Origin of the sequence: Xanthomonas sp. WHRI 7064, from assembly GCF_040202355.2 — a bacterium.
Lineage (GTDB): Bacteria > Pseudomonadota > Gammaproteobacteria > Xanthomonadales > Xanthomonadaceae > Xanthomonas > Xanthomonas arboricola.
Map to the genome: position 1 here is coordinate 759,392 of NZ_CP167821.1, position 21,825 is coordinate 781,216.

General features: G+C 60.1%; 19 protein-coding genes and 2 pseudogenes. 15 read left to right on the forward strand and 6 right to left on the reverse strand.

Annotated features, from left to right (window positions below):
• The first annotated feature begins 170 nt into the window (after positions 1 to 170).
• The 3 genes from ABQY74_RS03275 (at position 171) to ABQY74_RS03285 (ending at position 3,915) form a co-directional block, all read left to right on the forward strand.
• Positions 171 to 1,007 (forward strand): DUF1837 domain-containing protein, encoded by an 837-nt coding sequence (locus ABQY74_RS03275; protein WP_349793486.1) that lies wholly within the window; start codon positions 171 to 173, stop codon positions 1,005 to 1,007.
• On the forward strand, positions 1,004 to 3,619 hold the full coding sequence (locus ABQY74_RS03280; protein WP_349793374.1) for a DEAD/DEAH box helicase: 2,616 nt from the start codon (positions 1,004 to 1,006) through the stop codon (positions 3,617 to 3,619). The genes ABQY74_RS03275 and ABQY74_RS03280 overlap by 4 nt, the downstream gene beginning before the upstream one ends.
• Positions 3,620 to 3,693: 74 nt before the next feature.
• A complete protein-coding gene (locus tag ABQY74_RS03285) occupies positions 3,694 to 3,915 on the forward strand; it encodes a DCL family protein (RefSeq protein ID WP_372470086.1) in 222 nt (73 codons plus the stop codon).
• Between the two features lie 79 nt (positions 3,916 to 3,994).
• Here ABQY74_RS03285 and ABQY74_RS03290 read toward each other — a convergent pair whose 3' ends face one another.
• The gene (locus ABQY74_RS03290) at positions 3,995 to 4,279 is read right to left on the reverse strand and encodes a hypothetical protein (RefSeq protein ID WP_372470110.1); all 285 of its coding nucleotides are present in this window, start codon (positions 4,277 to 4,279) and stop codon (positions 3,995 to 3,997) included.
• A 92-nt stretch (positions 4,280 to 4,371) separates the two neighbouring features.
• Positions 4,372 to 4,599: pseudogene (locus ABQY74_RS03295) on the reverse strand (transposase); the annotation flags it as partial.
• A 125-nt stretch (positions 4,600 to 4,724) separates the two neighbouring features.
• Here ABQY74_RS03295 and ABQY74_RS03300 point away from each other — a divergent pair.
• Positions 4,725 to 5,363, forward strand: a complete 639-nt coding sequence (locus tag ABQY74_RS03300; protein WP_349793378.1) for a hypothetical protein — start codon at positions 4,725 to 4,727, stop codon at positions 5,361 to 5,363.
• 9 nt (positions 5,364 to 5,372) lie between these two features.
• Positions 5,373 to 6,311: an XVIPCD domain-containing protein gene (locus ABQY74_RS03305; protein ID WP_349793380.1), complete on the forward strand. Its 939-nt coding sequence runs from the start codon at positions 5,373 to 5,375 to the stop codon at positions 6,309 to 6,311.
• Positions 6,312 to 6,537: 226 nt separating this feature from the next.
• Here ABQY74_RS03305 and ABQY74_RS03310 read toward each other — a convergent pair whose 3' ends face one another.
• A complete protein-coding gene (locus ABQY74_RS03310; RefSeq protein ID WP_230608471.1) occupies positions 6,538 to 6,924 on the reverse strand; it encodes a hypothetical protein in 387 nt (128 codons plus the stop codon).
• 539 nt (positions 6,925 to 7,463) lie between these two features.
• The gene (locus ABQY74_RS03315) at positions 7,464 to 8,210 is read right to left on the reverse strand and encodes a hypothetical protein (RefSeq protein WP_349793382.1); all 747 of its coding nucleotides are present in this window, start codon (positions 8,208 to 8,210) and stop codon (positions 7,464 to 7,466) included.
• A 458-nt stretch (positions 8,211 to 8,668) separates the two neighbouring features.
• On the opposite strand from ABQY74_RS03315, the gene ABQY74_RS03320 reads away from it, so the two are divergent.
• The 10 genes and pseudogenes from ABQY74_RS03320 to ABQY74_RS03365 all read left to right on the forward strand — a co-directional run bounded on the left by ABQY74_RS03320 (position 8,669) and on the right by ABQY74_RS03365 (position 19,343).
• The gene (locus tag ABQY74_RS03320; RefSeq protein WP_104593049.1) at positions 8,669 to 8,938 is read left to right on the forward strand and encodes a hypothetical protein; all 270 of its coding nucleotides are present in this window, start codon (positions 8,669 to 8,671) and stop codon (positions 8,936 to 8,938) included.
• On the forward strand, positions 8,935 to 9,348 hold the full coding sequence (locus ABQY74_RS03325; protein ID WP_349793384.1) for a SymE family type I addiction module toxin: 414 nt from the start codon (positions 8,935 to 8,937) through the stop codon (positions 9,346 to 9,348). Before ABQY74_RS03320 ends, ABQY74_RS03325 begins: the two co-directional genes overlap by 4 nt.
• Positions 9,349 to 9,437: 89 nt before the next feature.
• Positions 9,438 to 10,056, forward strand: a pseudogene (locus tag ABQY74_RS03330) (hypothetical protein).
• 75 nt (positions 10,057 to 10,131) lie between these two features.
• Positions 10,132 to 10,773, forward strand: coding sequence for a hypothetical protein (locus ABQY74_RS03335; protein WP_257998296.1), 642 nt, complete (start codon positions 10,132 to 10,134; stop codon positions 10,771 to 10,773).
• 108 nt (positions 10,774 to 10,881) lie between these two features.
• Positions 10,882 to 11,784: an XVIPCD domain-containing protein gene (locus tag ABQY74_RS03340; RefSeq protein ID WP_349793487.1), complete on the forward strand. Its 903-nt coding sequence runs from the start codon at positions 10,882 to 10,884 to the stop codon at positions 11,782 to 11,784.
• Positions 11,785 to 11,863: 79 nt separating this feature from the next.
• Positions 11,864 to 12,457: a hypothetical protein gene (locus ABQY74_RS03345; protein WP_146010630.1), complete on the forward strand. Its 594-nt coding sequence runs from the start codon at positions 11,864 to 11,866 to the stop codon at positions 12,455 to 12,457.
• A gap of 622 nt (positions 12,458 to 13,079) precedes the next feature.
• Positions 13,080 to 13,652 (forward strand): RNA polymerase sigma factor, encoded by a 573-nt coding sequence (locus ABQY74_RS03350; protein ID WP_225880023.1) that lies wholly within the window; start codon positions 13,080 to 13,082, stop codon positions 13,650 to 13,652.
• A 94-nt stretch (positions 13,653 to 13,746) separates the two neighbouring features.
• Entirely contained in the window at positions 13,747 to 14,070 is a 324-nt protein-coding gene (locus ABQY74_RS03355) for a DUF4880 domain-containing protein (RefSeq protein ID WP_104601114.1), read from the forward strand.
• 680 nt (positions 14,071 to 14,750) lie between these two features.
• Positions 14,751 to 17,198, forward strand: a complete 2,448-nt coding sequence (locus ABQY74_RS03360; RefSeq protein WP_349793387.1) for a TonB-dependent receptor — start codon at positions 14,751 to 14,753, stop codon at positions 17,196 to 17,198.
• A gap of 69 nt (positions 17,199 to 17,267) precedes the next feature.
• A complete protein-coding gene (locus tag ABQY74_RS03365) occupies positions 17,268 to 19,343 on the forward strand; it encodes an Atxe2 family lasso peptide isopeptidase (RefSeq protein ID WP_349793389.1) in 2,076 nt (691 codons plus the stop codon).
• Between the two features lie 70 nt (positions 19,344 to 19,413).
• Here the strand turns inward: ABQY74_RS03365 and ABQY74_RS03370 are convergent, their stop codons facing one another.
• Positions 19,414 to 21,135, reverse strand: coding sequence for a lasso peptide isopeptide bond-forming cyclase (locus ABQY74_RS03370; RefSeq protein ID WP_349793391.1), 1,722 nt, complete (start codon positions 21,133 to 21,135; stop codon positions 19,414 to 19,416).
• Complete coding sequence (locus tag ABQY74_RS03375) at positions 21,135 to 21,809, reverse strand: lasso peptide biosynthesis B2 protein (RefSeq protein WP_167707702.1); 675 nt, start codon at positions 21,807 to 21,809, stop codon at positions 21,135 to 21,137. Before ABQY74_RS03375 ends, ABQY74_RS03370 begins: the two co-directional genes overlap by 1 nt.
• Positions 21,810 to 21,825 lie beyond the last annotated feature (16 nt).

Genomic DNA, 21,825 nt, shown 5'->3' on the forward strand with positions numbered 1-21,825 from the left:
GTCTTTTCACGTGCGTCTTATAGCGCTAGGCTGTGCTTAACGGATTTACGGGATTTCCAGTGACGGAACTAAAGTCAAGCGACCTTGAGGCAATCCTATCTGGGGATGCGAACCAGCTGGATGTGCACCTGACCCTAGTAGAGAAGTCGATACCAATCGCAGGATCTGAGATGCGCTTGAGCTGCCATTGCCTCTCGGTTGATGCAAACGGGCGGGTCAAGGTGTCGCGACTTGTTGAGTACCTTCGTCTTGTACTAACGGACTACGCAATTCCGCGGACCAAGATCGAGGCAGCGCGAAAGCGGGACGCTGAATTCAAAAGTTCTGCGGCGATGAACTCTCTTCTTTTTGAAGCTCGCAGTCTATTTACCGACTTGAGGAATAGCGGCGAGGGTGGGGAGATGCTCCTTTATGTCCTCGCCCAGCATTACCTTAAACTTCCGCAAGTGCTGTGCAAGATGGATCTAAAGACCGATTCGAAGATGCACTACCACGGTGCGGACGGTGTGTATGCAGGGGTTACGGATGAGGGTGTTCTCAAGCTCTACTGGGGAGAGTCCAAGGTCTATGCCACACCTAGTTCAGCAATTTCCGCATGCCTCCGCTCTCTCGCCCCATTTCTTTCACAAGAGGAGAGCGAAGAGGCGGAGCGAGAGAGAGATCTTGTGCTTCTCAGCGACAAAGCAGATCTTAGTAATCCTGAGCTAACTTCCGCCTTCAAACGCTACTTCGACAAAAACTCAGCTATGTCCAATCGAGTGCGTTATTGCGGAATAGGACTTGTCGGGTTCGACTCGGCAATGTACCCGGAAGCGAATGGCAGCGCTATCGCGGAAAAGCTGGCTACGCAAGTAAAAGTAGACATCCAGGATTGGCTGATCCAGGCCAAGAAACATATCGAAAAAAGAAAAATAGAGAATTTTGAGATAGAGCTGCTGTGTGTACCGGTGCCCAAGGTGAGCACATTCAGGCGGGAATTCTTGCGCGCGCTGGGGATCTCAAAATGAGTGCAACGGAACTGCAGGATTGGCTGGTGGAGGATGGTGTCCGGGATGAAATTGCTCTCATCTCTCGGAGGATGGTCGAGATGGAATTTGAACTCTCCCCCAATAAGGCCCCTTCGGCTGATTGCCAGCCTATCGACTGGCAGCGTTTGCTCTTGGCCGGGAGCATACTCGCTCGGTCACGGATTCGGAGCCACGAAGAGACAGCGTTGAAAATCGCGACGGCGGCAGTATTGCTCCCAGAACGAAAAACGTGGCGGGACGCGGGTGCGATCTTGCTTGAGAAACTATCAAATCATCGTGCAGTCACCCTCGCTGAAGAGCGTGCGCTCATCAGCCCAAGATTGGATGGCCGTCTAGGAATTACAAGTCGGCTCGAAGCATTTCGCAGACAGATGGAGACAACCATCCTCGAAAGGTTCACGGGGAAGTGGTTGCCAGTTAATGACTTTCAGCGCGACTTCTGGAGCGGGGCGTCGTCAGAGGAGACGTCGTGGTTATCCGCTTCCGCGCCTACCGCATCCGGAAAGACGTTTTTGGTGCGCAAATGGCTGATTGATCGGATGTTGACAAGCGATTCGACTGTTGCTGTGTATATCGCACCGACGCGGGCGCTGGTCTCAGAGGTCGAGTCTTCAATAATTGAACTCATCAGCGAGATGGAGGTTGCGGATAGAATTCACGTGGCATCGTTGCCGCTCAAAGATAGCTACCTCGCCCCTCTGAAGCAGGCGAAGAAGGTCATTCTTATTTTTACGCAGGAGCGGCTTCACCTTTTAGCAAATACAGTCGGAGATGATCTGCGGATTGATCTCCTCGTGGTAGACGAGGCACATAAGATCGGAGATGGCGGGAGAGGGGTCATTCTTCAATCGGCGATTGAGCGCGTGGCTTCAGGGAATCCATCCATGCGAGCTGTCTTCATCAGTCCCGCGACCCAGAATCCCGGAATTCTGCTAGAAGATGCTCCGGCCATAGCGAAGAAGGTCGCCGTGGATAGTGACTTCCCAACGGTTCTTCAGAACATAATCCTGTGCTCACCGTGCGCCGGCAAGCCATTGGAGTGGACGCTTGATCTAAGAACGCCGTCCGGTATGCTCCCGATTGGAAGTCTCCTCCTCAAGAATAGGCCTAATAGCCTATCGAAGAAGATCGCGTCCATTGCGGCCGCAGTCGGTCAGCGCGGTGGGACGCTGGTGTACGCGAATGGTGCTGCGGATGCTGAAAGGATCGCGATGCTCATCTTTCAGCAAATCGAAAACGAAATAGTAATCGATTCAGAGCTTGCCAATCTTGCAGATCTTGCACGAAAGGGAGTTCATCCGGAGTATCAGCTTGCCAATGTGGTAGAGCGAGGGGTGGCGTTCCACTATGGAAACATGCCATCTCTTCTTCGTCAGGAGATTGAGAAGCTCTTCCGCACCGGAAAGCTAAGATTTTTGGTCTGCACGTCCACATTGGTTGAAGGGGTGAATCTATCCTGTCGAACGATCGTCGTGCGAGGGCCTCGCAAGGGGCGCGGTCATCCTATGGGAGCGGCTGACTTCTGGAACCTGGCCGGTCGTGCCGGTCGCTGGGGGAATGAATTTCAGGGAAACATTGTCTGTATTGATCCAAATGATACTGACGCTTGGCCTTCTGGGGTTCCAGAGCGCTCTCGCTATCCCATTGAGCGAGAAACGGATGCGGTAATGGATAGAGTTAACGAACTTGACGCGTACATAAGGGCAAGGCCAGATGCAGTGGTCAGAGAGATACTCGATAACTCGGATCTCGAGCAGGTTTCATCCTATCTTCTGGAAGTGTACATGAGGAGTGGATCAATCCTCGGCGCCCCATTCGCGTCGCGCCGTAAGGCTGCCGATATCCTCGCACTAAACAGTAGCCTGGCGTCGGTGGTTCCTGCGATTGAGCTTCCTGCGGATCTTATCTCCCGACATCCGGGCGTAGCAGCCCTTGGTCTCCAAAAGCTATTGCAGTACTTCAGGCGCTTCTTAGGAAGAGAAGAGCTGTTGCTACTTGAACCAGCTGATAGCGACAAGGCATACGGAAGGTTCAATGCGATTATGAGTGCTATCAACGAACACGTATTCCCTGCGTTTCAGCCTCCCTCTGCTACGACCGTGTACTCGATCGTAGTCCTTGACTGGCTTAGGGGATACTCTCTCAGTCACATGATAAGGAAGCGAATTGACTATCTGAACCGCAAGGGGAAGGAGGTCAAAGTACCTCTTATCATCAGAGAGACCATGGAGCTTGTCGAGCAGGTTGCAAGATTCAAGGCGCCGAAGTACATCGCGGCATACGTAGATGTTCTAAAGTTCTTTCTCGCAGAGGCGAATCGCGCCGATTTATTGAGTGATGACATTGACATAGGGACGGCGCTAGAGTTTGGTGTATCAACGCGAACTATGCTGTCATTGATGGAGCTGGGGTTATCCCGAATGAGTGCGGTGGCGATTAATGATGTCATTGCCAACGACCAGATGAACCACGACGACTGTCTTAACTGGATGCGTGAAAACATTAATTTGATCATCGGATCTGAAATTCCTGTAATCATAGTAAGGGAAGTCCAATCAATCATCGATAGTGCAAAGCATACGGGGTTTTAACGGCCGCAAAGTCCGTGCAGGTAGGTAGTAGGGTCTTCGTCCTGCAGAAGGATGCCCTTCAATTCTTTAAGGGGATGCTGGGTAGATATAGAGTGGGTGATAGAGTCCTAACCGATGACGAGGTGGATCTTCGAGCGTTACTTAGCCTGCACATAGATAGTGAGCAGAAGATCGGAGCTGGAGTGGATCATTTTGAGGTGTTGGAAGACGGTTACGGCGGCCGATGCTTCTGGATAGTTAGGATCGATGGCACGCTCGAGAAATTCTCCTACATAAGCTGCGTAACGGGTCGATAGCAGCTATTTGGCCCTGTAGCTCGAGCTTTATGCGCTATATTTTTCGTTTCCATCAGAGTAACGAGGTCAGGTTCACTTATCAGTCGATGGCGCTCTGCTTGCGCGGCCGATGAGCGGGCCTGACGCCCGCAAAGCGGCGGATCTTGGCTTCGACCATCGCGCGGAAGGCATCGTCGCCCTGAGCTCGCTGCTGCTGTAAGTGACGGCGGATGCTGGCGAGCAGTTCGTCGGACAGGGTTTCATCGAGCGGGCGCGGTAGGCGTTGGATCGCTCGAGCGGGTCGTTCACAGGTGCAAGCCAGCAGGGGTGTGGCGTCAGCGCGGAATGCCCGCGCTGGCCTAGACTGGCCGGGCAGCTGGACCAACGATACGAAGCCGGATCGTCGGTCAGGCGCCCAAGCCGTTGCATCAGTTGCCCGATCCGTCCCGCTGCAGGTGGCGTGATTAGCAAATGCACATGGTTGTCCATCAATACATAGGCATGCAGCTTGCAGCCCGTGGCCTGTAGGGCCTCATGCAGCAGGTGCAAGTAGCGTAATCGGTCGCCATCATCCAGAAAGCACGGCAAGCGGTTGTTCCCACGCTGCACGATGTGCTGCTGGATACCGGGAAGGTCGATACGCGGAAGTCTGGCCGCCTGGCAAGACTCGCAGCAAGGTATTGGTTCTGACAGCGAGGACACCATCCCAAAGGGTAAGGCCGCAGCCTGAAATTTACGTAGGAACTAACCTGGCCGCTGTCAGCGGTGTATAAATAAGCAGAGCCATAGACGCGCGGCTTGCTAGTCTTGCTTAAAGTGAGGGAATACACATGCAACGATATGGGCAACTACTGCTGTGGGTTCTGGCCTGCTTAGGCATCTTGGTGCTGACAAGTTGCCAGGCACAGACAACCCAGGCGCATGACGTGCCAACGCGCGTTGCGGCTGATGGGCAGGTTCCCATCGTACGACCGCTGCAGTTGACGGCGATGACCAGTCCGATGGTGGTCGAATTCAACGTGCAGCCTCCTGGTAAGAGCGCAACTGGCACACTGTTCCTGGGTATCCGCGTCGGTGACGAGGATGCTCTGAAGTCACTTGAAGCTGCTCAAGCGCTCCGCAGATCCAGCCTGCACGCTGAGCTTGTTCTGAAACGGCTTGAACCAAGCGGCGCAGTCAACATCCCATTGGTGCGCGTTGAATCGCAGGCAGGCGCTCCCGCTCGGACCATCGCTGTGAGTGCAGACGGGCGTGTTCCAGGCGTGTGGCTGGACGAGGTGGATGGCTCGTCCCTTCAATCTGCGGGTCTGGAATATCCAGAGCGTCGCTACACGCAGCTTGCCTTCGCATGGGCGCAAGGAATTCAGCCTGGCAGGTATCAGCTGAGCATCAGGCTGCTTGGCCAGCCGCCGCAGTTGGCATCGATCGAATCCGAGTTGCTGGTCGCTTACCGGCACAAATCAAAGTAGGAACACCTCATGGACGATAAATACGCTGTCACTCTCTACGTTGCCGCGCCAGGGACACCGCTTCTTGACGGTGGAACATCAGCGGCAGGGCACATGTATTACACAGTCACGCACGGGAAGGAACAAACCAGCTTCGGGTTTGCGCCCATCGAGCACGGCGTGATGTCAGGACCTGGAAAGGTCTACAACGATGACGCCGATCAATACCAAAAGCCTTTCTATCAACGCACGATGGAGATAAGCAAGGATCAGTACGAAAAATTGATGGAGTTTGGTGCAAAGCCCGGCGAACACGGCTTCAATACGCAGTATCACGGCGCAATGAACAGTTGCATCGATTACACATGGGGCGCTGTCAATTACGCCGGTCTGCATCGTACCGACCTGAAGTTCATACAGGATAAGGACTTCGAGGGTGGCCTGAAACCGCTCAGCAACGTTGAGTACATCCGTAGTATCAAAGCCCCTGTTCCCGACAGCGAATTGAACACTGAGCAATACAACCCGATGCCGGAGCGGACACTCCTGCAGCGCGTGATCAGTGATGCGCAGTTACCAGACAAGGATCGTGAGATGCTCAACACGATTCGGGAACAGGTTGCAGGCATCGATCAGCAACATGGCAGGGCCTACGATGCCACTAGCGAGAAGATTTCCGTTAGTTTGCTGGCAACCGCGAAGGAGGGCGGACTGAGCCGCGTAGACCACGTGGTTCTCGGAAACACTCCCGGTGATGGAGCAGGCCAGCGCCTATTTGTAGTGCAAGGCGAGTTGGATAACCCTGCTCACCTCAGAGCATCGATAAAGGCCGAAGAAGCAGCAAAGACACCTGTCGAGCAGTCATTCGCAAAGGTCGAGCAAATCTCTAACACCCAACAAGAACGTGCGTTGGCAGCACAGCAGGAACCCCCACTTGATCAAAGTCGGGCGCCGATGCAGATGGGTTGACCGCCGTTGGTTTGGCTGGGAAAGGGAGCCGGTTTGTGAGGGAATGGCTGGGGTCAGGGTTACTTATCAGTTGGCGGCACTTGGCTTGCGTGACCGATAAGTGAGCTTGACGCTGGCGAAGCAGCAGGTCCTTACTTCGAGCGTCGCATGAAAGACAGCGTGGCTGGGCCTCTGCTGCTGCCACGAATAATGGCATATTACGGTTTTTATCGTTCTTATGATTGAATTAGAAGGTCAACGTTTCTTCGGTATCTGCATAGACCAGTACGACCTTTTCGCCTGCATACGGTAAGGCGACCTCAGGTGACGATGGCTCAGTCTTGGAAAATTCAACTTTCGCCATGGTGTCACATTTATCACTGATGCTGCATCTGCGAATGGCAATACGCAATACGCCGTGGTCGTTTGTGAAATCCACACCGGGAGAATAAAAGAGGCTTTCTGCAGGCATGTGGTAGCTAATTCGGATTGCATTGCCCTCTGCTTTTTCGATCTTGACGGGCTGAACATCTTTCTTCTTGTAATCAGAGCGTATCTTTCCTCCTGTACATGCAGTCAAAGTTGATATCGCAAATAATCCCGCAGCAAGAGTAAGCCTGATTTTCAAATTCATATCAATACCTATCTGTAAATTCGCCAAAATAACTTGGCGCCTACTCCCCAATGTCCTGCGGAGCTCGGTGCACTATAAGCTTGCTTAGGTGGATTCCGTCTGCAGAATGAAATCCGACCATCCATGTAACCGGTACAGGTGGCGCGGCCACCGAGGGCTGCGCTTCTTTCATGATGGAGGGAAGCTTGCAAGCTACTGACGCCTTGTAACCTGCCCCCGAAGAGCTAAGTACCTTGCATTGGAAGCCGAGGTTCTCAAGATTCTTTTGCGCGGCTGTGAGAGGCGAGCCGATCGGATTATCCGCTTCAAGCTGCTGCCTTGCTTCAGTGGAAGACTGTTGAGTATTAAACACGAGCCGTGAGTCTTGCTGCATGGCAGAGCACCCCGATATGAAAAAGAGGCTAGCAGCTACCAGTGGTGCTAGAGGACTACGGTTGGCTTGAGGATCGTTTTGCATGATTTGACAGCTTCACCGCAATCACACGGACGGTCATCCATGTGGATGTCGGTTGCAAGTATGCTCCCATAAGGTAGTGGAGCTATGACATAACAGAGTCCGGTTTAACTTGATCTCGTTTCATCGCAGTCTGTGCGTCGGTTGCTGCCACATCTTTCGCTTTGCTCTTCAATGCCATCTCGAGCAAATATTCATAGGTCTGAAGCTTACCCCTAGCAGATGTGGCCACCCAGCAGATCATCCAGAAGAACAGCAGGAAAATACCCACCATTGCTGTCAATGGGGACATTGCTAAAGGATTGCCACCTGCGCGCAGAACCAGAAAGAGCGACACCGCGACCGGTAGAAGTCCTAGCTTGTCGATGCTTCCAGCCAATAGCGCAATGCGGCCCGCACGGCGCATATGACTGTAGCGGGCGTGATCTAGCACGACTTGCAGGGTTGCCGCCGGATACCCTTTCAGCCAAGTCACCTCCTGCATGAATTGCTCCAGTTGATGATCAGTGCGCATTGCTTGATCTACTGTCCACCGACGTAGATCAATCACAATTCCATAGATGCTAAGCACAAACAGGACGATCAGCGCTACCAATGCAACCCAGAAGCCAGCCGTTGCTGCCTTCTTTAGCAACTGGGGAGGAACATTGGTAAAGCTTAAGAACGAAGCAATAAGGGTCAGGGCGATTCCCAATGCCATAACGATGGCTGCGCCGCGCACGAGGCGGCTTGGGCTGGCAGTGTCGGCCGGGAACTCTGGTAGTGCGCGCAGGCGTTCTTCTAATACCCTGAAGGTCAAGGGAACGACCGGTGCTACGCCGCTACTTTCCATGACACCTGCCATCGTTGAGTGATACGGCAAGATTAAAGGTGTCTGGCCTACACGGCCAGGTGGAAATGATGGGACGGCACGAAATTTATTTCGTAGTGCGCCCGGTTCGTAGCGGGCCTGTGATCTTAACTTTCTGAGCACAGGGGCTGTGTTTCCGCGCCTTTTGGATCTGCCTTTCAAGAACAGATGGCCACAGTTGACATCGCAATCCGTGCGTTGCAATCTCCAACTTAAGGAGCGTCGAAACTCCTCAGACAGCGGTACCCACCTCCGTCAAACCGGTGGGTTTTTTGTGCCTGCATCCTGCAGGTACAAGCCGACGCGATGCCTGCGTCGGGAGGGCGGCTAATACAACACCCTTCGGGGAAATACGCCCGCCGGCTGTCTGCGGTTTCGAACCTCCCGACATCCCGTCGCCGTCGGCGGCGGTTCTTGGGTTGTTCCAGGAGGGCATTGCCATGTCTACCGCACTTTCCATGCCGGCATCTGTGCCGGTTGATCTGTTGCCAGCCTCCGCTCGCCGCGTGCTCTGGGATGAGGGCGAGGTGCTGCGCGGGATCGTCGCAGGCGCAGCTGTTGAGCAGGCGAGCGAGCATCCCGCGCATCCGCTGAGTCGCCAGCTCGTTGTGTTACCGCACACCTCGCGCCGCCTGTCGGCACGCAGGGCTGCGCCATTGCAGCAGTACGTCGCTGCAACCATCACCCGCCACCACCCGGAGGCGCCATGACACGCCGCCGCCCACCCACGGTATCTGCCAGCGCACGGCCCACCCGCACGCGTGCGCGCCCCACGCCGCCCAAGCGGGTGCAGTGGGTCGTTGTGGAACCCGACCGCACCAAGCTGCCACCGATGCTGCCGCCCGACCCGGACGCCTCCCCGCAAGGCCCCGGCACGCTACGCGCACCCCGCCGCGCCCGCCGCCCGCGCCAATGCACTGTCAGCTACACCCATTACCCCGGCGCCCACGACCATGCCGGCGACCAGCACGTACCCCACGTCCGCCTCAGCGGCCTATGGCTGGAACAACTGGGCTTTGCTATCGGCACCAAGCTGCGCATCACCGCCAGCGCGGGGCAGTTGTTGATGGAGGTGTTGCCGCCGGTTGAGGTGCCGGCCAAGGCGCGCAGCGTGCGGTGATGATGGTGCGGCTGCCAGACCCCTTGCGATTGACCTCGGTGCCGGATGCCACTAGCGTCGCAGCCACACCAGCGCACAACGGACGCTTCATGATCGCGCGCCCCCTCTACGCCTTGCTGGCCACCCTCGCTCTGGGCGCATGCGCCCACACGGCGGCCACCTCAGCCCCGGCAACCGTCACGGAGACATCTGCCATGAGTTTATCCAGCCCTGCCACGGTGCCGCCTGGTAAGCTCACTGCGGAGGATTTACTTGGCCAACTGCTTGCCTTGATCAAGGGCAGCCAGACCATCTCCGACTTCACTCCCGAGCGTCTGAATTCAGCGATGGGGCAGGTGGTTCAATTCGTGAAAGACGATAAAAACGCCGATACCGTGCTTCTGGCCCGCTCACCAAAGAGTGGGGTTACGGCTTTGGTGTTGATGAAACCAAACTCGATGGGCGATGGTTCGAATTCCCTTTTGACCGCAATGTGGCCGGTGCATCACCTCCGATGACCGAGATCTGCGGTCTCGACTTCGATCACTTACCCAGCAGCTTGAACGAATGGGATTCACGCGCGAGCGCAACATCGTCGAGGATGGCCGCTGGATGAGTGACTTCTTTACACGCCCAGGGATGCGTGTAGAGGTTTTCCCACGGGGAGAGGCTGCGGAACCGCAACAGCTGGTGGCCCACAACTGCATCAAATGGATCTACATCCGATAAGATCGCCTCATGGGCCTGGACGTGCATTTTTGCCTTAAGCGTCAGATCCAGCATCACACTCACAGGAGAGATACGGTGCTTATTACAAGCGGTCGAATGCGCTTTGCCGTTGCGGCATCGATCATCGGTCTGATCATAGGCTGCAGCATGCAATCGCCCCCCGCAAATACCTCCATTGCAAAGGAGCAGTCAGATATGCAAACCACAGTGCCATTGACGCGAAGCTTGCTTTCGCACGACGGAGAAAACATGGTGCTTGAGTTCGACGTACCTGCCCAGCCGGAGGACGCGAACCCACCAATTTTCATCGGCGTTCTATTGACGGGAAATGACATGGGCACGGTAGCGGATGCCGCCGACCGTCTGGTGCGTGCCGATATCATTGCAGTCGTGCATCTGGAACGTATCGAGCAGGCCGGGGCGGTTCCGGTGGAGCTGCAGCGCAGTCAGCGTGTCGGAAGAGAACAAGAGTTGCCTGTTGCCATCGCCGCAGACGGCATTGCAAAGGGGTTGTTCGCGCTAAATGCAGATGTCGCGACAATGGCACGCGCTGGGCTACCCCCGACCGGCACGGTCTCCGAGGAGCTCGCGTTTGCCTACAGTACTTCCCTCCAGGCTGGTCGCTATCGTCTCCGATTGCGTATTGATCAGAACCGGCGGGCATTGCTAGATGAGAACGCTCAGCTGTTGATTGCTTACACTCACAAAGCAAAATAAGGTTGGCGAGACATGGATGATCACGACAAACGCTACACTGTCACCGTCTACGTCGCTGCGGCGGGCACCCCACTCTTGATCACCGGCGGCAACTCCATGGCCGGCCACATGTACTACACAGTAAGCGACGGCAAGGAAGTTAATAGCTATGGGTTTGCTCCCGCTGAACACGGCGAGTCTAGCGGGCCGGGAAAGGTATTCAAGGATGACGTCAGGAACTATAAAGATCCTTATTACTCGCGCACGATGGAAATCGATCAGTCGCAGTACGAGAAGCTAAAAGACTTCGGCAAGTCGCCTGCGAAACATGGGTTCAATATGGAGTACGGTGGCGCTTCCAACAGCTGCATCGACTTCACGTGGGGTGCGCTGAACCATGCGGGACTGCATCGTACGACCAGACAGGGGGTCGACAAGGACTTTGAAGGCGCGCTCAAGCCGGTAGGGAATGTCGACGAGATCAAGAGCATCCATGCCCCCTTGCCTAACAGTGAGTTGAACAGGGAGCGCAGTAATCCTAAGCCCGATCAGCTCTGGTGGCAGAAAGTGATCGGAGAGGCGCATCTACCCGGTAATCAGTTGCCCCCGGGCGAGGTCAGTGCAGTAGCCGCGCATCCACAGGCGCATGATCCACTTCATCGCCAGGCCGAGGATGCCGTTCGTCGCCTTGAGCGAGGCCTCGGCAGGGAATACGACGACAACAGCGCCCGCCTTGCAGCAGGCAGCGCATATCTAGCCAAGGAAAGCGGGCTGGCGCGGATCGATCACGTTGTGCTGAGCGAGAACACCAAGTCCGTGCGACAGGGTGAGAACGTCTTCGTTGTGGAAGGCGCGTTGAACGACCCCGCTCACAAGATGGCGCACATGAAGACCAACGACGCGATTGCACAGCCGGTTGAGCAGTCTCTCGCGCAGCTCCAGGCTTTGGGCGAGACGCAGCGTCAGCAGCACTCCCAGCAGCAGGAGCAGCAGCGCGAGCAATCGATCGCCCCGCAGCACCGGATGGTGTGAAGGATACAGATCCGATGTTCTGCGATGCTCTTCTCGGGCGGCTAGGGTTGTGGGTGCATCCAGAACGGAGGACGGGGACATGATCTTTTTCTCGGCGCATGTGACTGACCCGGCGAGCGGCGCCGCATGCGGTAGGGGATGCGCGGTGAGCCTGTTAGTGTCGATGGCGGTCTGTCTGATTCTTGCGGCGCCTGTTTCCGGCACTCCGGTCTTTCAGCAGGCTGTTGTAGCATCCGGAAGCAGAGCGCAGCCGGAAGCGCCTGATGTAATGAGGCGACTTAGGCGAGACATAGACCGCTTGCTCATCACGGACTTCAAGGATATTGCGGCGCTTGATTCTTTACTGACGACAAGACTCGGCCCCATCCAGTCACGAGATGGGGTGGCTGTACGCGGCGGTAGCAATGGTCTGTTGGCAGGCATCGCCGTGCGTAATATCGAGCTGCGGGGTGCGCAAGAAGATCGATCACGAACAACTCTGGTGATAGAGGTCTGGCCGTCCCGCGTTCTTTTCGATGATGCGGCCTGGGCAGATGCCCTCCCGTATCCGCCTCACCCAGATGCGCCCGGCTCCAGGGCTTACAGGCTGCTGCAGGTCGGTACGACGCGAGTTGTCATTGGTCTAACCGAAGACCAGCTGCACGTGAGTTACATCACCATCAGCAAGACTTGATTCAACCGGTGCAGTCAGGTTGTCTGCAGGATGGATGAGGCGTATGTGGTCAATTCACTGGAGGACAGCTGCGTCACGCCGTCCGATCGCATCTTGATCAAGAAGAAGTATCCGGGCGCTCACGGGCCCGTCGAGTTTCAAAAGGCGGCACATAGAAGCTGAGTAGTGGTCGACATTGCAGAGACGCATGCGCATTCGTGAGGTGAGCACACGCATTGGTCTAGTGCACGCTTCGTAGCAAGCGGCGTATCCGTTATCTGCAACTGCTAAAGCGTGCCGCCTCGCTGTTTGCATAGAGTGCGCGGGAAAAGCGTGGCAACCGGGCGATGCCGCGCTCCGCTGCGCATGCAGCGATCTAGTGTCGAGCGCGTGGTGGTCATGCCCCAGGCTGACTAACGCGCAAAACGTAGGGGGTTAGCATCGCTTGCCGTCATAGAGGAAGAGGTGGGGCTGCGGTTCGGGGTGCGGTGCCCACCACCCACTCTCCCTCTTTTGGCTGCACTGCTCATGTTCAGATCCACTTGCACGGCCCTTGCGCGCGCGTTGCGCTGGTGCGTCGTGTCGCAAGATGCGTGGGGAAGTTGGTGGGCAGCGGCACTTGGCCGAAGGCGCGGCGATCACGATGAGCTCGCGTGACGGGCCGCCTGCGGCGCGCGGCCAGCTGTCGCTCGGGGACAGGGAGCGCCTGCGTGCCGAGTTCGACCAGGCACTGGCCGCACTGCATCCTGAGCTGTTGGTGTACCTGCGCCGCCGTACGCGCGATGCCGAAACCGCTGCAGACCTGGCGCAGGAGACCTTCTCGCGGATGATGGTGTACCGCGATGCGCCCAACATCGGCGACCGCCGGCTGCTGATGTATCGCATCGCGCACAATCTGGTGATCGAGCTGCGGCGCTCGCGTCAGCGGCGGCTGGCGGCGCAGCACGTGTCGCTGGATCAGGTGGCGCCGATCAGGGCCGACGAGGCCGGCGTGGACGAGATCGCCGAGGCGCGCCAGACGCTCGATGTGCTGCTCAAGCGCACCTTGCTCGAGCTGCCGCCGAAGTGCCGGCTTGCGTTCAAGCTCAGCCGGTTCGACGGGCTCACCTATCCGCAGATCGCCGCGAAGATGGGGATCTCCACCAAGATGGTGGAGAAGCACATCAGCCGCGCGCTGCTGGCGTGTCGTGCGGCCGTGGGGGAATTGCCGCAGTAACCGGGCTGCAAGGCGGCTGGCTGGCGCCGCCGGAAGATGCTGGTAGCATCGTGCGCGAGGGCGCAGGGAGACCGCCCGCCGGGAGTCACCAGCCATGCGTGCAGAGTCCGGGCGCATCCACGCGCAGGCGGCCGCCTATCTCGTTCGACACGGCAGCGAGACTGCTGCCGAGCGCGCTGCGCGTGAGGCGTGGCTGGCTGCCGATCCGCGCCACCGTGTGGCCTACCAGCAGTTGCTCGACGTGGACGAACACGCGTCGGCAGTGCTGAATGATCCTGAGTTGCAGGCCGCCACTGCACGCGATCTGGAACTGCTGACGCCGGCCTCTGCCCGGCGTCGTCGCTGGCTCTGGCTGTTGCTGGCAGCGATGCTGGTTGCCGCGATCGGCTACGCGGTGCATCACCTGCCGATGCAGTAGCGCGCACTCAACACTCGGCACTCAGCAAACCGCACTGCGTGTTGCAGAAACCGTTGAATGTGCGCTCTGTTGCAGCGCTGCCTGCATATTGCACACGTTGCTGGTAGGGCATTGCGCTTGCGCAACATCACTTGTTGTCGGGGGACGCAATGGCGATGGTGCCGCGCCCAGGACGCGAAGGATGCACATGCAAGCACGACGGGCAGTATCGGGGAGCGGTGTCGGTTTTGGTCATGCACGTAGCAGACTGGCAGTGGCGGTGGTCTCGCTGCTGTCGCTGCACAACCTTGCGGCGCAGGAACGCACGGCTGCGCAACGCGTGCAAACCCCAGCGGTGGAAGCGGATGCGTAGCGCGGTGATGCGCCGTGCATTTAGCCAAGGCAGGCGTGGATTGGTGATGGCGATGCGGGCGTAGTGGACGCGTAGCAGGTAGTGGGGAAAGGGCAATTGCATACACAGCAATGACGTGTCGGGCCCGGATGGGTACCGGAGCCATTTTGCGTGCGCAATGATTGCTCGAAAATCAAACAGTTAGTGATACTGGTCGCTGCTCGCCGCGTTGCGGTGCCCGCGTTTTAGCAGTGGGTGCAGGACCGATCTTGCTCAGCTGGCGATGCGCGCCGGGTCGCCCCGGAGTGCGCCGTCGGCGGGCCAACCCAGGCAAGCCAAAGGACGCAGCATGAAGACACGCACGTTACGCAACGCCATTTCCATCGCCCTGCTAGCCGTGGCGAGCGGGGCGGCAGGTGCGGTGGGGGCACGGGCAGCGACAGCGCAGGGGGCGAAGCAACCTCCTGCAGCGGCGCAGAAAACGCCGGCAGCCGTGGCACCGAACGCAGACGAGCCGCCCAGGCCCGGCTCGCCGGAGGCTGCGATTGCGGCGGCCGCGCCGGCGCAAACAGCCGCGACCGAGTTGGAGTCAATCGAAGTCACCGGTACGCGCATCAAGGGCGGTGCAGTTCCATCGCCGGTGATTTCGATCAGCGCGGCGCGTATCCAGGAAGAGGATTTCAGCGATCTGGGCGAGGTGATCCGCAGCGTGCCGCAGAACTTCTCCGGCGGGCAGAACCCGGGCGTGCTGAGCGGCAATCTGGCCGGGGCCGGCAATGCGAACCAGAACATGACCGGCGGCGCGAGCCTCAACCTGCGCGGGCTGGGCGCCGATGCCACGCTCACCCTGCTCAATGGGCGCCGGCTTGCCTATGGCGGATTCACCCAGGCGGTGGACCTCAGCGCGATCCCGGTGGAGGCAGTGGAGCGGCTGGAGATCGTGGCCGACGGTGCGTCGGCAATCTATGGGTCGGACGCGGTGGGTGGCGTCGGTAATGTGATCCTCAAGCGCGACTACGACGGGGTAAGCGTTGGCACGCGCTTCGGGCGGGCCACGCAAGGCGGGCTCACCTCGCGGCAATACAGCGTTACGGCCGGCACCACCTGGCGTAGTGGTGGAGTGATCGCGACCTATCAGGACGTGTCCGCAGACCCCATCTACAGCCGTCAGCGTAGTTACACCACTCAACTCACCGACCCGTCCACGCTGTATCCGGGCAGCGACCTGCGCAGCGGGCTGCTGAGTGCCTACCAGGCGCTGGGCGACAACGCCGAATTGCGCCTGGATGCGTTACGCACTGAACGCGACCAACTGCACTTTTACGCTGTCAGTGGCCGCAACAGCCGGGTCACTCCGACCACCACCAGCCTGCTGCTGTCACCGAGCCTTGTGGTGTGGTTGCCCAACGACTGGACGCTGACATTGGGCGCCACCGACGGCAACAGCAAGCACGATCAATACCGCCAGGAGACGGCGCTGGCCAGCGGTGCGGTGAGCGTGACCGACCTGTGCTATTGCAACGACAGCCGCAGTTACGAGCTGGGCGCCGAAGGGCCGCTGTTCGGGCTGCCGGCAGGCGATGCGCGCCTGGCCACCGGGGTGGGGTATCGCAGCAACACGTTCCGCAACGTCAACCACGTCAGTGGCGTGGAGACGATCGACGGCAGCGAAAGCGCGCGCTTTGCCTATGCGGAGCTGAACCTGCCGGTGGTGGGCCCGGCGCAGGGCGTGCCCGGTGTGCAGCGACTGACGCTGACAGCGGCGGTGCGCGGGGAGGACTACAGCAGCTTCGGCGGGGTGACGACGCCCAAGTTCGGTGTGCTGTATGCGCCTGGTAGCGACGTGACGCTCAAGGCATCGTGGGGCAAGTCGTTCAAGGCGCCGACGCTGTTCGAGCGCAACTACGCGCAGGAGGCGTGGCTGTTCCAGCCGGGCGCGTTCGGCGGGGTGGGCTTTCCCGCCGGGACGACGGTGCTGGTGGCCGATGGCGGCAACCAGGATCTGCAGCCGGAGCGCGCCATCACCCGCTCGGTCTCGCTTGCCTGGCACCCCGAGGCGCTGGATGGCCTGGAGGCGGAGCTGACCTGGTTCGGGGTGGACTACAGCAACCGCGTGTTGCAGCCGATCGCCAATGCCAGCCAGGCGTTGCGCAATCCGATCTACGCGCCCTTCGTGGACCGCACGCCGACGCCGCAGGCGCAGGCCGATGTGATCGCGCTCGCCAGCCGATTCTCCAACTTTGCCGGCGTCGCCTACGACCCGAGCCGGGTGGCGGCAATCATCTACACGCAGTACGCCAACGTGGCGCAGCAGGACATCGCGGGTCTGGACCTGAGCGGTAGCTACCAGGTGGCGTTGGCGCGCGGCACGCTGACCTTGCGCGGCTCGGCGAGCTGGCTGGACAGCACGCAGCAGACGTTGCCCGCGCAACCGGCGTTCGATCTGGCCGGTACGCTGTTCAACCCACCCAAGCTGAGCAGCCGCGTGGGCGCGGTATGGAAGCAGGGCGGGCTCACTGCCTCGCTGTTCGGCAACTACCGCGGCGGGGTGCGCAACCGCGCCGACGGGGTGGAGTCGGCATCGTTCACCACATTCGATATGGCGTTGCGCTATGCCACCGGCGCACGCCGCGATGCGTGGGCGGGGCTGGAGTTCGGTGCGTCGGTGGACAACGCCTTCGATCGCGATCCGCCGTTGTATCGGGTGACCTCGCCGTTGTACGTGGCGCCGTACGACTCCACCAACTATTCGGCGATTGGTCGCTTCGTGAGCGTGTCGGTGTCCAAGCACTGGTGATGCATCGGCCGCCTGCTGCAGCCGATGTACTGGCGATGGTCCTTGAGCGTTGCTGAGAGGAGTGTGTGCGTGAGGAGTCACAAACCATGGCGCCTGCTGCTTGCAGGCGTGCTGATGGCGGCAGGTGCGTGCGTGGGACACGCGCAAACCGTTTCGCCCCAGCGATTGCTGGAGGTGGTGGATATCGGCAGCCCCACGCTGTCGCCGGATGGCCGCAGCGTGGCCTTTCGCACCGAGCAGGCAGCGGTGCAGCGCAATACCTACGACAGCATCTGGTACGTGCAGGGCCTGCAGGACGCTGCGCCCAGGCGCATTGCCGATGGCGGCGTACCGTTACGCGATTCGGCAGGCGGGTCCCTGCCTGCAAAGGTGCTGTGGTCGCCGGATGGGCGCTGGCTGTACTACCGCGCGTTGATCGATGACGTGATTGCGGTGTGGCGCGCGGCGGCTGACGGTTCCGGCGCGCAAGCGGTAACCCACGATGCGGCCGACGTGCAGGAGTTTTCGCTGGACGCGGATGGGCGGGTGCTGCGTTACCGCGTCGGTGCCACACGCGCACAGGTCATGGCGGCCGAACAGGACGAGTATGCGCAAGGCATCCGGATCGACGAGACGGTGCCGCTCGGGCAGGGCCTGTTCCGCTCGGGCAATGTGCAAGGACGCCTGGCAACGCAGCGTTTCGGCACGGTGTGGTTCGATCGCACCGGGTTGTCGGCCGATGTGCCGGAGCACTGGCTGGCGCTGGACCTGGCCACGGCAACCACGCGGCCACTCGCGGACGCGCCGGTGCCCGCGGAGGAATCGCCCGTCAGTACGCACGGTGTCGACGGTGACGTGTGGCAGTCCGTGCCTGCGCCCGGTGGTGCGGTGGCGGTGCTGTCGCGTGTGGGTGATGGCAAGGGCCAGCTATTCCGTCCGCAGGTGGCGCTGTCAGTCCTGCCCGGTGCACACGCCCGCAAGGCCGTGCGCTGCACCGCGGCGGCCTGCGTGGACAAGGCAATCAGTGCAGTGCAGTGGCGCCCGGGGAATGCGGAGGTGCTCTTCACCATCACCGATCCTGCATTGGGCCTGGCGCAATCCATCCAGCGCTGGAATCCGGCCACCGGGCAGGTGCGGTTGGTGGTGCAGGGGCGCGGTTTGATCAATGGCGGGCGTGACCCGGCGGCACGCTGCGGTGCCTCGACCGTTGCGCTGGTGTGCGTGACAGCCGAAGCCGATCGCCCGCCGCGTCTGGAACGTATCGGCCTGGACGATGGCACGCGGCAGGTGCTGTTCGATCCAAATGCGGAGCTTGCAGCGGACATGGCGCATGCGACGCCTGCACGGCTGTTGCAGTGGAGCGATGCACGTGGGCGGCGATACAGCGGGCAGTTCTTCGCGGCACACGGTACCGGCGCGGGCAAGCTGCCGTTGTTCGTCACCTACTACAGCTGCCCCGGCTTCGTGCGCGGTGGCGTGGGCGATGAGTGGCCGCTGGCTGCGTTGGCGCAGGTCGGCATCGCAGCGCTGTGCATCAATCAGCTGCCCGGCTACACCATGGATGCGGTGGAACGGCACGGCGAAGGGCTGGCGGCGGTGGAAAGCGCGGTGGCGTTGTTGTCGTCGCAGGCCGGCATCGATCGCACGCGGGTGGGCATGGGCGGGCTGAGCTTCGGCGGTGCGGTGACCCTGTGGACGGCCACCGAGTCGAACCTGCTGGCCGCCGCTTCGGTTGCCAATCCGGTGGTGTCGCCGTCGTACTACCTGTTCGGCAGCATGAAGGGCGAGCCCTTCCTCAAGGGGCTGCGCGACATGTGGGGCCTGGGTGCACCGGAGCAGACACCCGAGCGGTGGAAGGTGTTGTCGCCAGCGTTCAAGCTGGAGCGGATTCGTGCGCCGATCCTGTTCCAGCATTCCGAGCAGGAGTATCTGTACGCGCTGGATTACCTGATTCCCCTGCTGCGTGCGCAACGCGCCGAGCTGTACGTGTTTGCGAACGAGCCGCACCAGAAGTTCCAGCCGCAGCACAAGTTGGCCGTATATGCGCGCAACCTCGATTGGTTCCGCTTCTGGTTGCAGGACTACCAGGACGCTGCGCCGGAAAAGGCCGCGCAGTATGCGCGCTGGCGCGCAATCAAGGCAGCACTGCCGGCGCGTGGCGACTAGCGTGTGTGGTGCGGCTGACGCGTGCCACGTTGGCATGCGGGCGCCACGCATCTACGCAGCGCAGGCAACCTCAGCGCTGATGACGGACCCAGTTCTCGACCGCACACAGGTCGAAGATGCGCATGACGCTGTGGTCGCCGTCGGCCACTGTGTGGTCGAAATGGTGGCGCAGGGCATCGGTGTCCAGCAGCCCCTGGCCTGCAAGCCGACCCTGCAGCAGATAATCGCGGATCTGCTGCCTGCCCCGACGATAGACCGCGCCGGAGTAGTTCATAAAGGTGCCTTTGCTGCGGCGATGCAGGATCTGCGCAGGCAGCACATCCGCAAACGCATCGCGTGCGACGGCGCGATTGCGGCCGCCAGCGATCCACATCCAGCTCGGCACTGTCAGGCAGGCCTCCACCACCGGTTGCGAGAGCAGCGGCATGCGCAGGTGCCACGACGCACTGCGCGCCAGTCCATCACGGAACACCTGGGTGCCGGCCAGATCGACGATACGTTCGCGGTCGCCGGGCAGGCTGTCGGGTGGGGCATCGAACCAGGGATGCGATTGCAATGGAATCTCAGCCTGCGTGCCTGGCAGGAACGATCGCTCCGGCTTGCGTGGCGGTCCGGCCTTGGCGAGGAGTTTCTTGATCGTCAACCTGCCTGCTTTCCACAGCGTGCACTGGTGCAGTTCGGCAAGTGCATGGACTGCGCTGAAGCCGGCGCGCAGGCCGCCTGCACGGAAGGCGTCTGCGGCGGGCGCGGCGGTTCTGGTGTTGCAGAACACGGTGTCGCCACCGCCGCCGGAAAAGAAACTGGTGATGGCCAGCTGCGTGCCGATCGCTTCTTTCAGCGCATTGGAGGCATGCTGCAGAAACCAGGTGCTGGGCGCGACCGCATGTGCCGGCGGTGCGAAATCGACCGGTGCAGCGTCGAACCCCAGGGTGCGCACGATCAGCTCGGTGCCCAACAGATCGCTCATCTGCCGGGCATAGTGCCGCTCGTCGGCGCCAGGCACCGGCGTGACCAGATTGCAGCACGCCACGCGCGCGGTGGTGTCTTTCAGGCATGCAGCCAGGATGGAGGAGTCCAGGCCGCCAGAGAGTTCCAGCAGCACGGACGCATCGGTCCGCGCCCAACACGTGACGCTGGAGGCCACCGCCTGACGCAGCTGTGCCTGTGCGTCGAGTGGGTCGTGCCGGCGCCGAGAGGCTGCGACAAAATCCCAGGGGCTCCAGACTTGCTCGACACGGCTGTGGTTGGACTGCAGACACAGCTGGCTGCCCGGCAGCAATTCGCGCACGCCGACAAGCCCGGTGCGCTCGGTCTTGAGGTGCGGGTAGTGCAGATGATGGGCGATGGAGTCCCAGTCGATCTCACGCGTGTACACACCCGCATGCGTGGCGATCGAGATGTCTGAAGCGATGAAGCCATGCTGTAGCGCGTAAACGCATGCCACGCCGCCGGAAGGCTCGCGCATGACGGTGATGGCGCTCGGGTCCGCGCGCGGTGCATGCAACAGCAGGTACTCGCCCCAGTGCGTCTCGATCAGATGCCGCGTGGACAACGCATGCAGCGATGCGCCGTCCAGCAAGGGGGCGTTGTCGCGCTGCGAAAAGACATGGCCGATCAGAGCGCCACCACCAGGCAAGCCGAGCACGGGCGTGTCGTCTGAGGCATACAGGTCGATGTGCCCAGCGCGTTGCCGTAGCTGTAACCCGATCTGGCGCAACGACGCATCGATACCGGCGCGGTCGCCATCGCGGTGCGCCTGCGCATGGTTGAACAAGGCGATGTAGCGGTACATCACACCACCCGGATGGGGGTATGCGCGTGGACGTTGCCGACCGTGTCGTTCAAGACCAGATCGCCTGTCTGTACCCAGCAATGGGCCGAAAACGGATCGAGTGCAACCCCGAAGACAAGCTGGGCGTCAAGCTGGCGCCTACGCAGGAATTTTGCCAATGCGACTGAATCGAGCAGGCAGCGCATCTCGACCGGCACCCACACGCGTGCGCGCCGGAAGACGGACGCTGCATCGGTGAGCCGTTGCTCGAGTCCGGCGAGCGAGCGTTGCTGCATCCCCCGACCCTGTGCTCCATCGGAGAGGCTGCCAAGTACCCTGCCAAGTGGGCTGCGCTTCAACGCCAGGCGTGTGGACAGCACAAGTGCCAGCACCTCGAGCTTTTCAAGCAGCTGTGGTCGTCGCGCCGGTACAGGCATTTCCATCGCGCTACGCACAACAGGTATGACGGGAAGCTGCGGTCCGGCGGTCGCTTGCGCCCGTTCCACCAATAAGCCCTGTCCGACAAGGTCGTTGATCTCCAGGTCCGACACCGGGTCATGTGCCAGGTAGGCGAGCAGGGAGTGCTCCAGTACCTCGGGCAGACGGAAGTAGCGGTCGTTGCCGACATCCAGGAACACCAGGCGCTCGCCAATGCGGCAGAACGTTAGGTCGTTGCGCAATGTGTAGCGGTGCATGGCGCTGTCCTTGAGA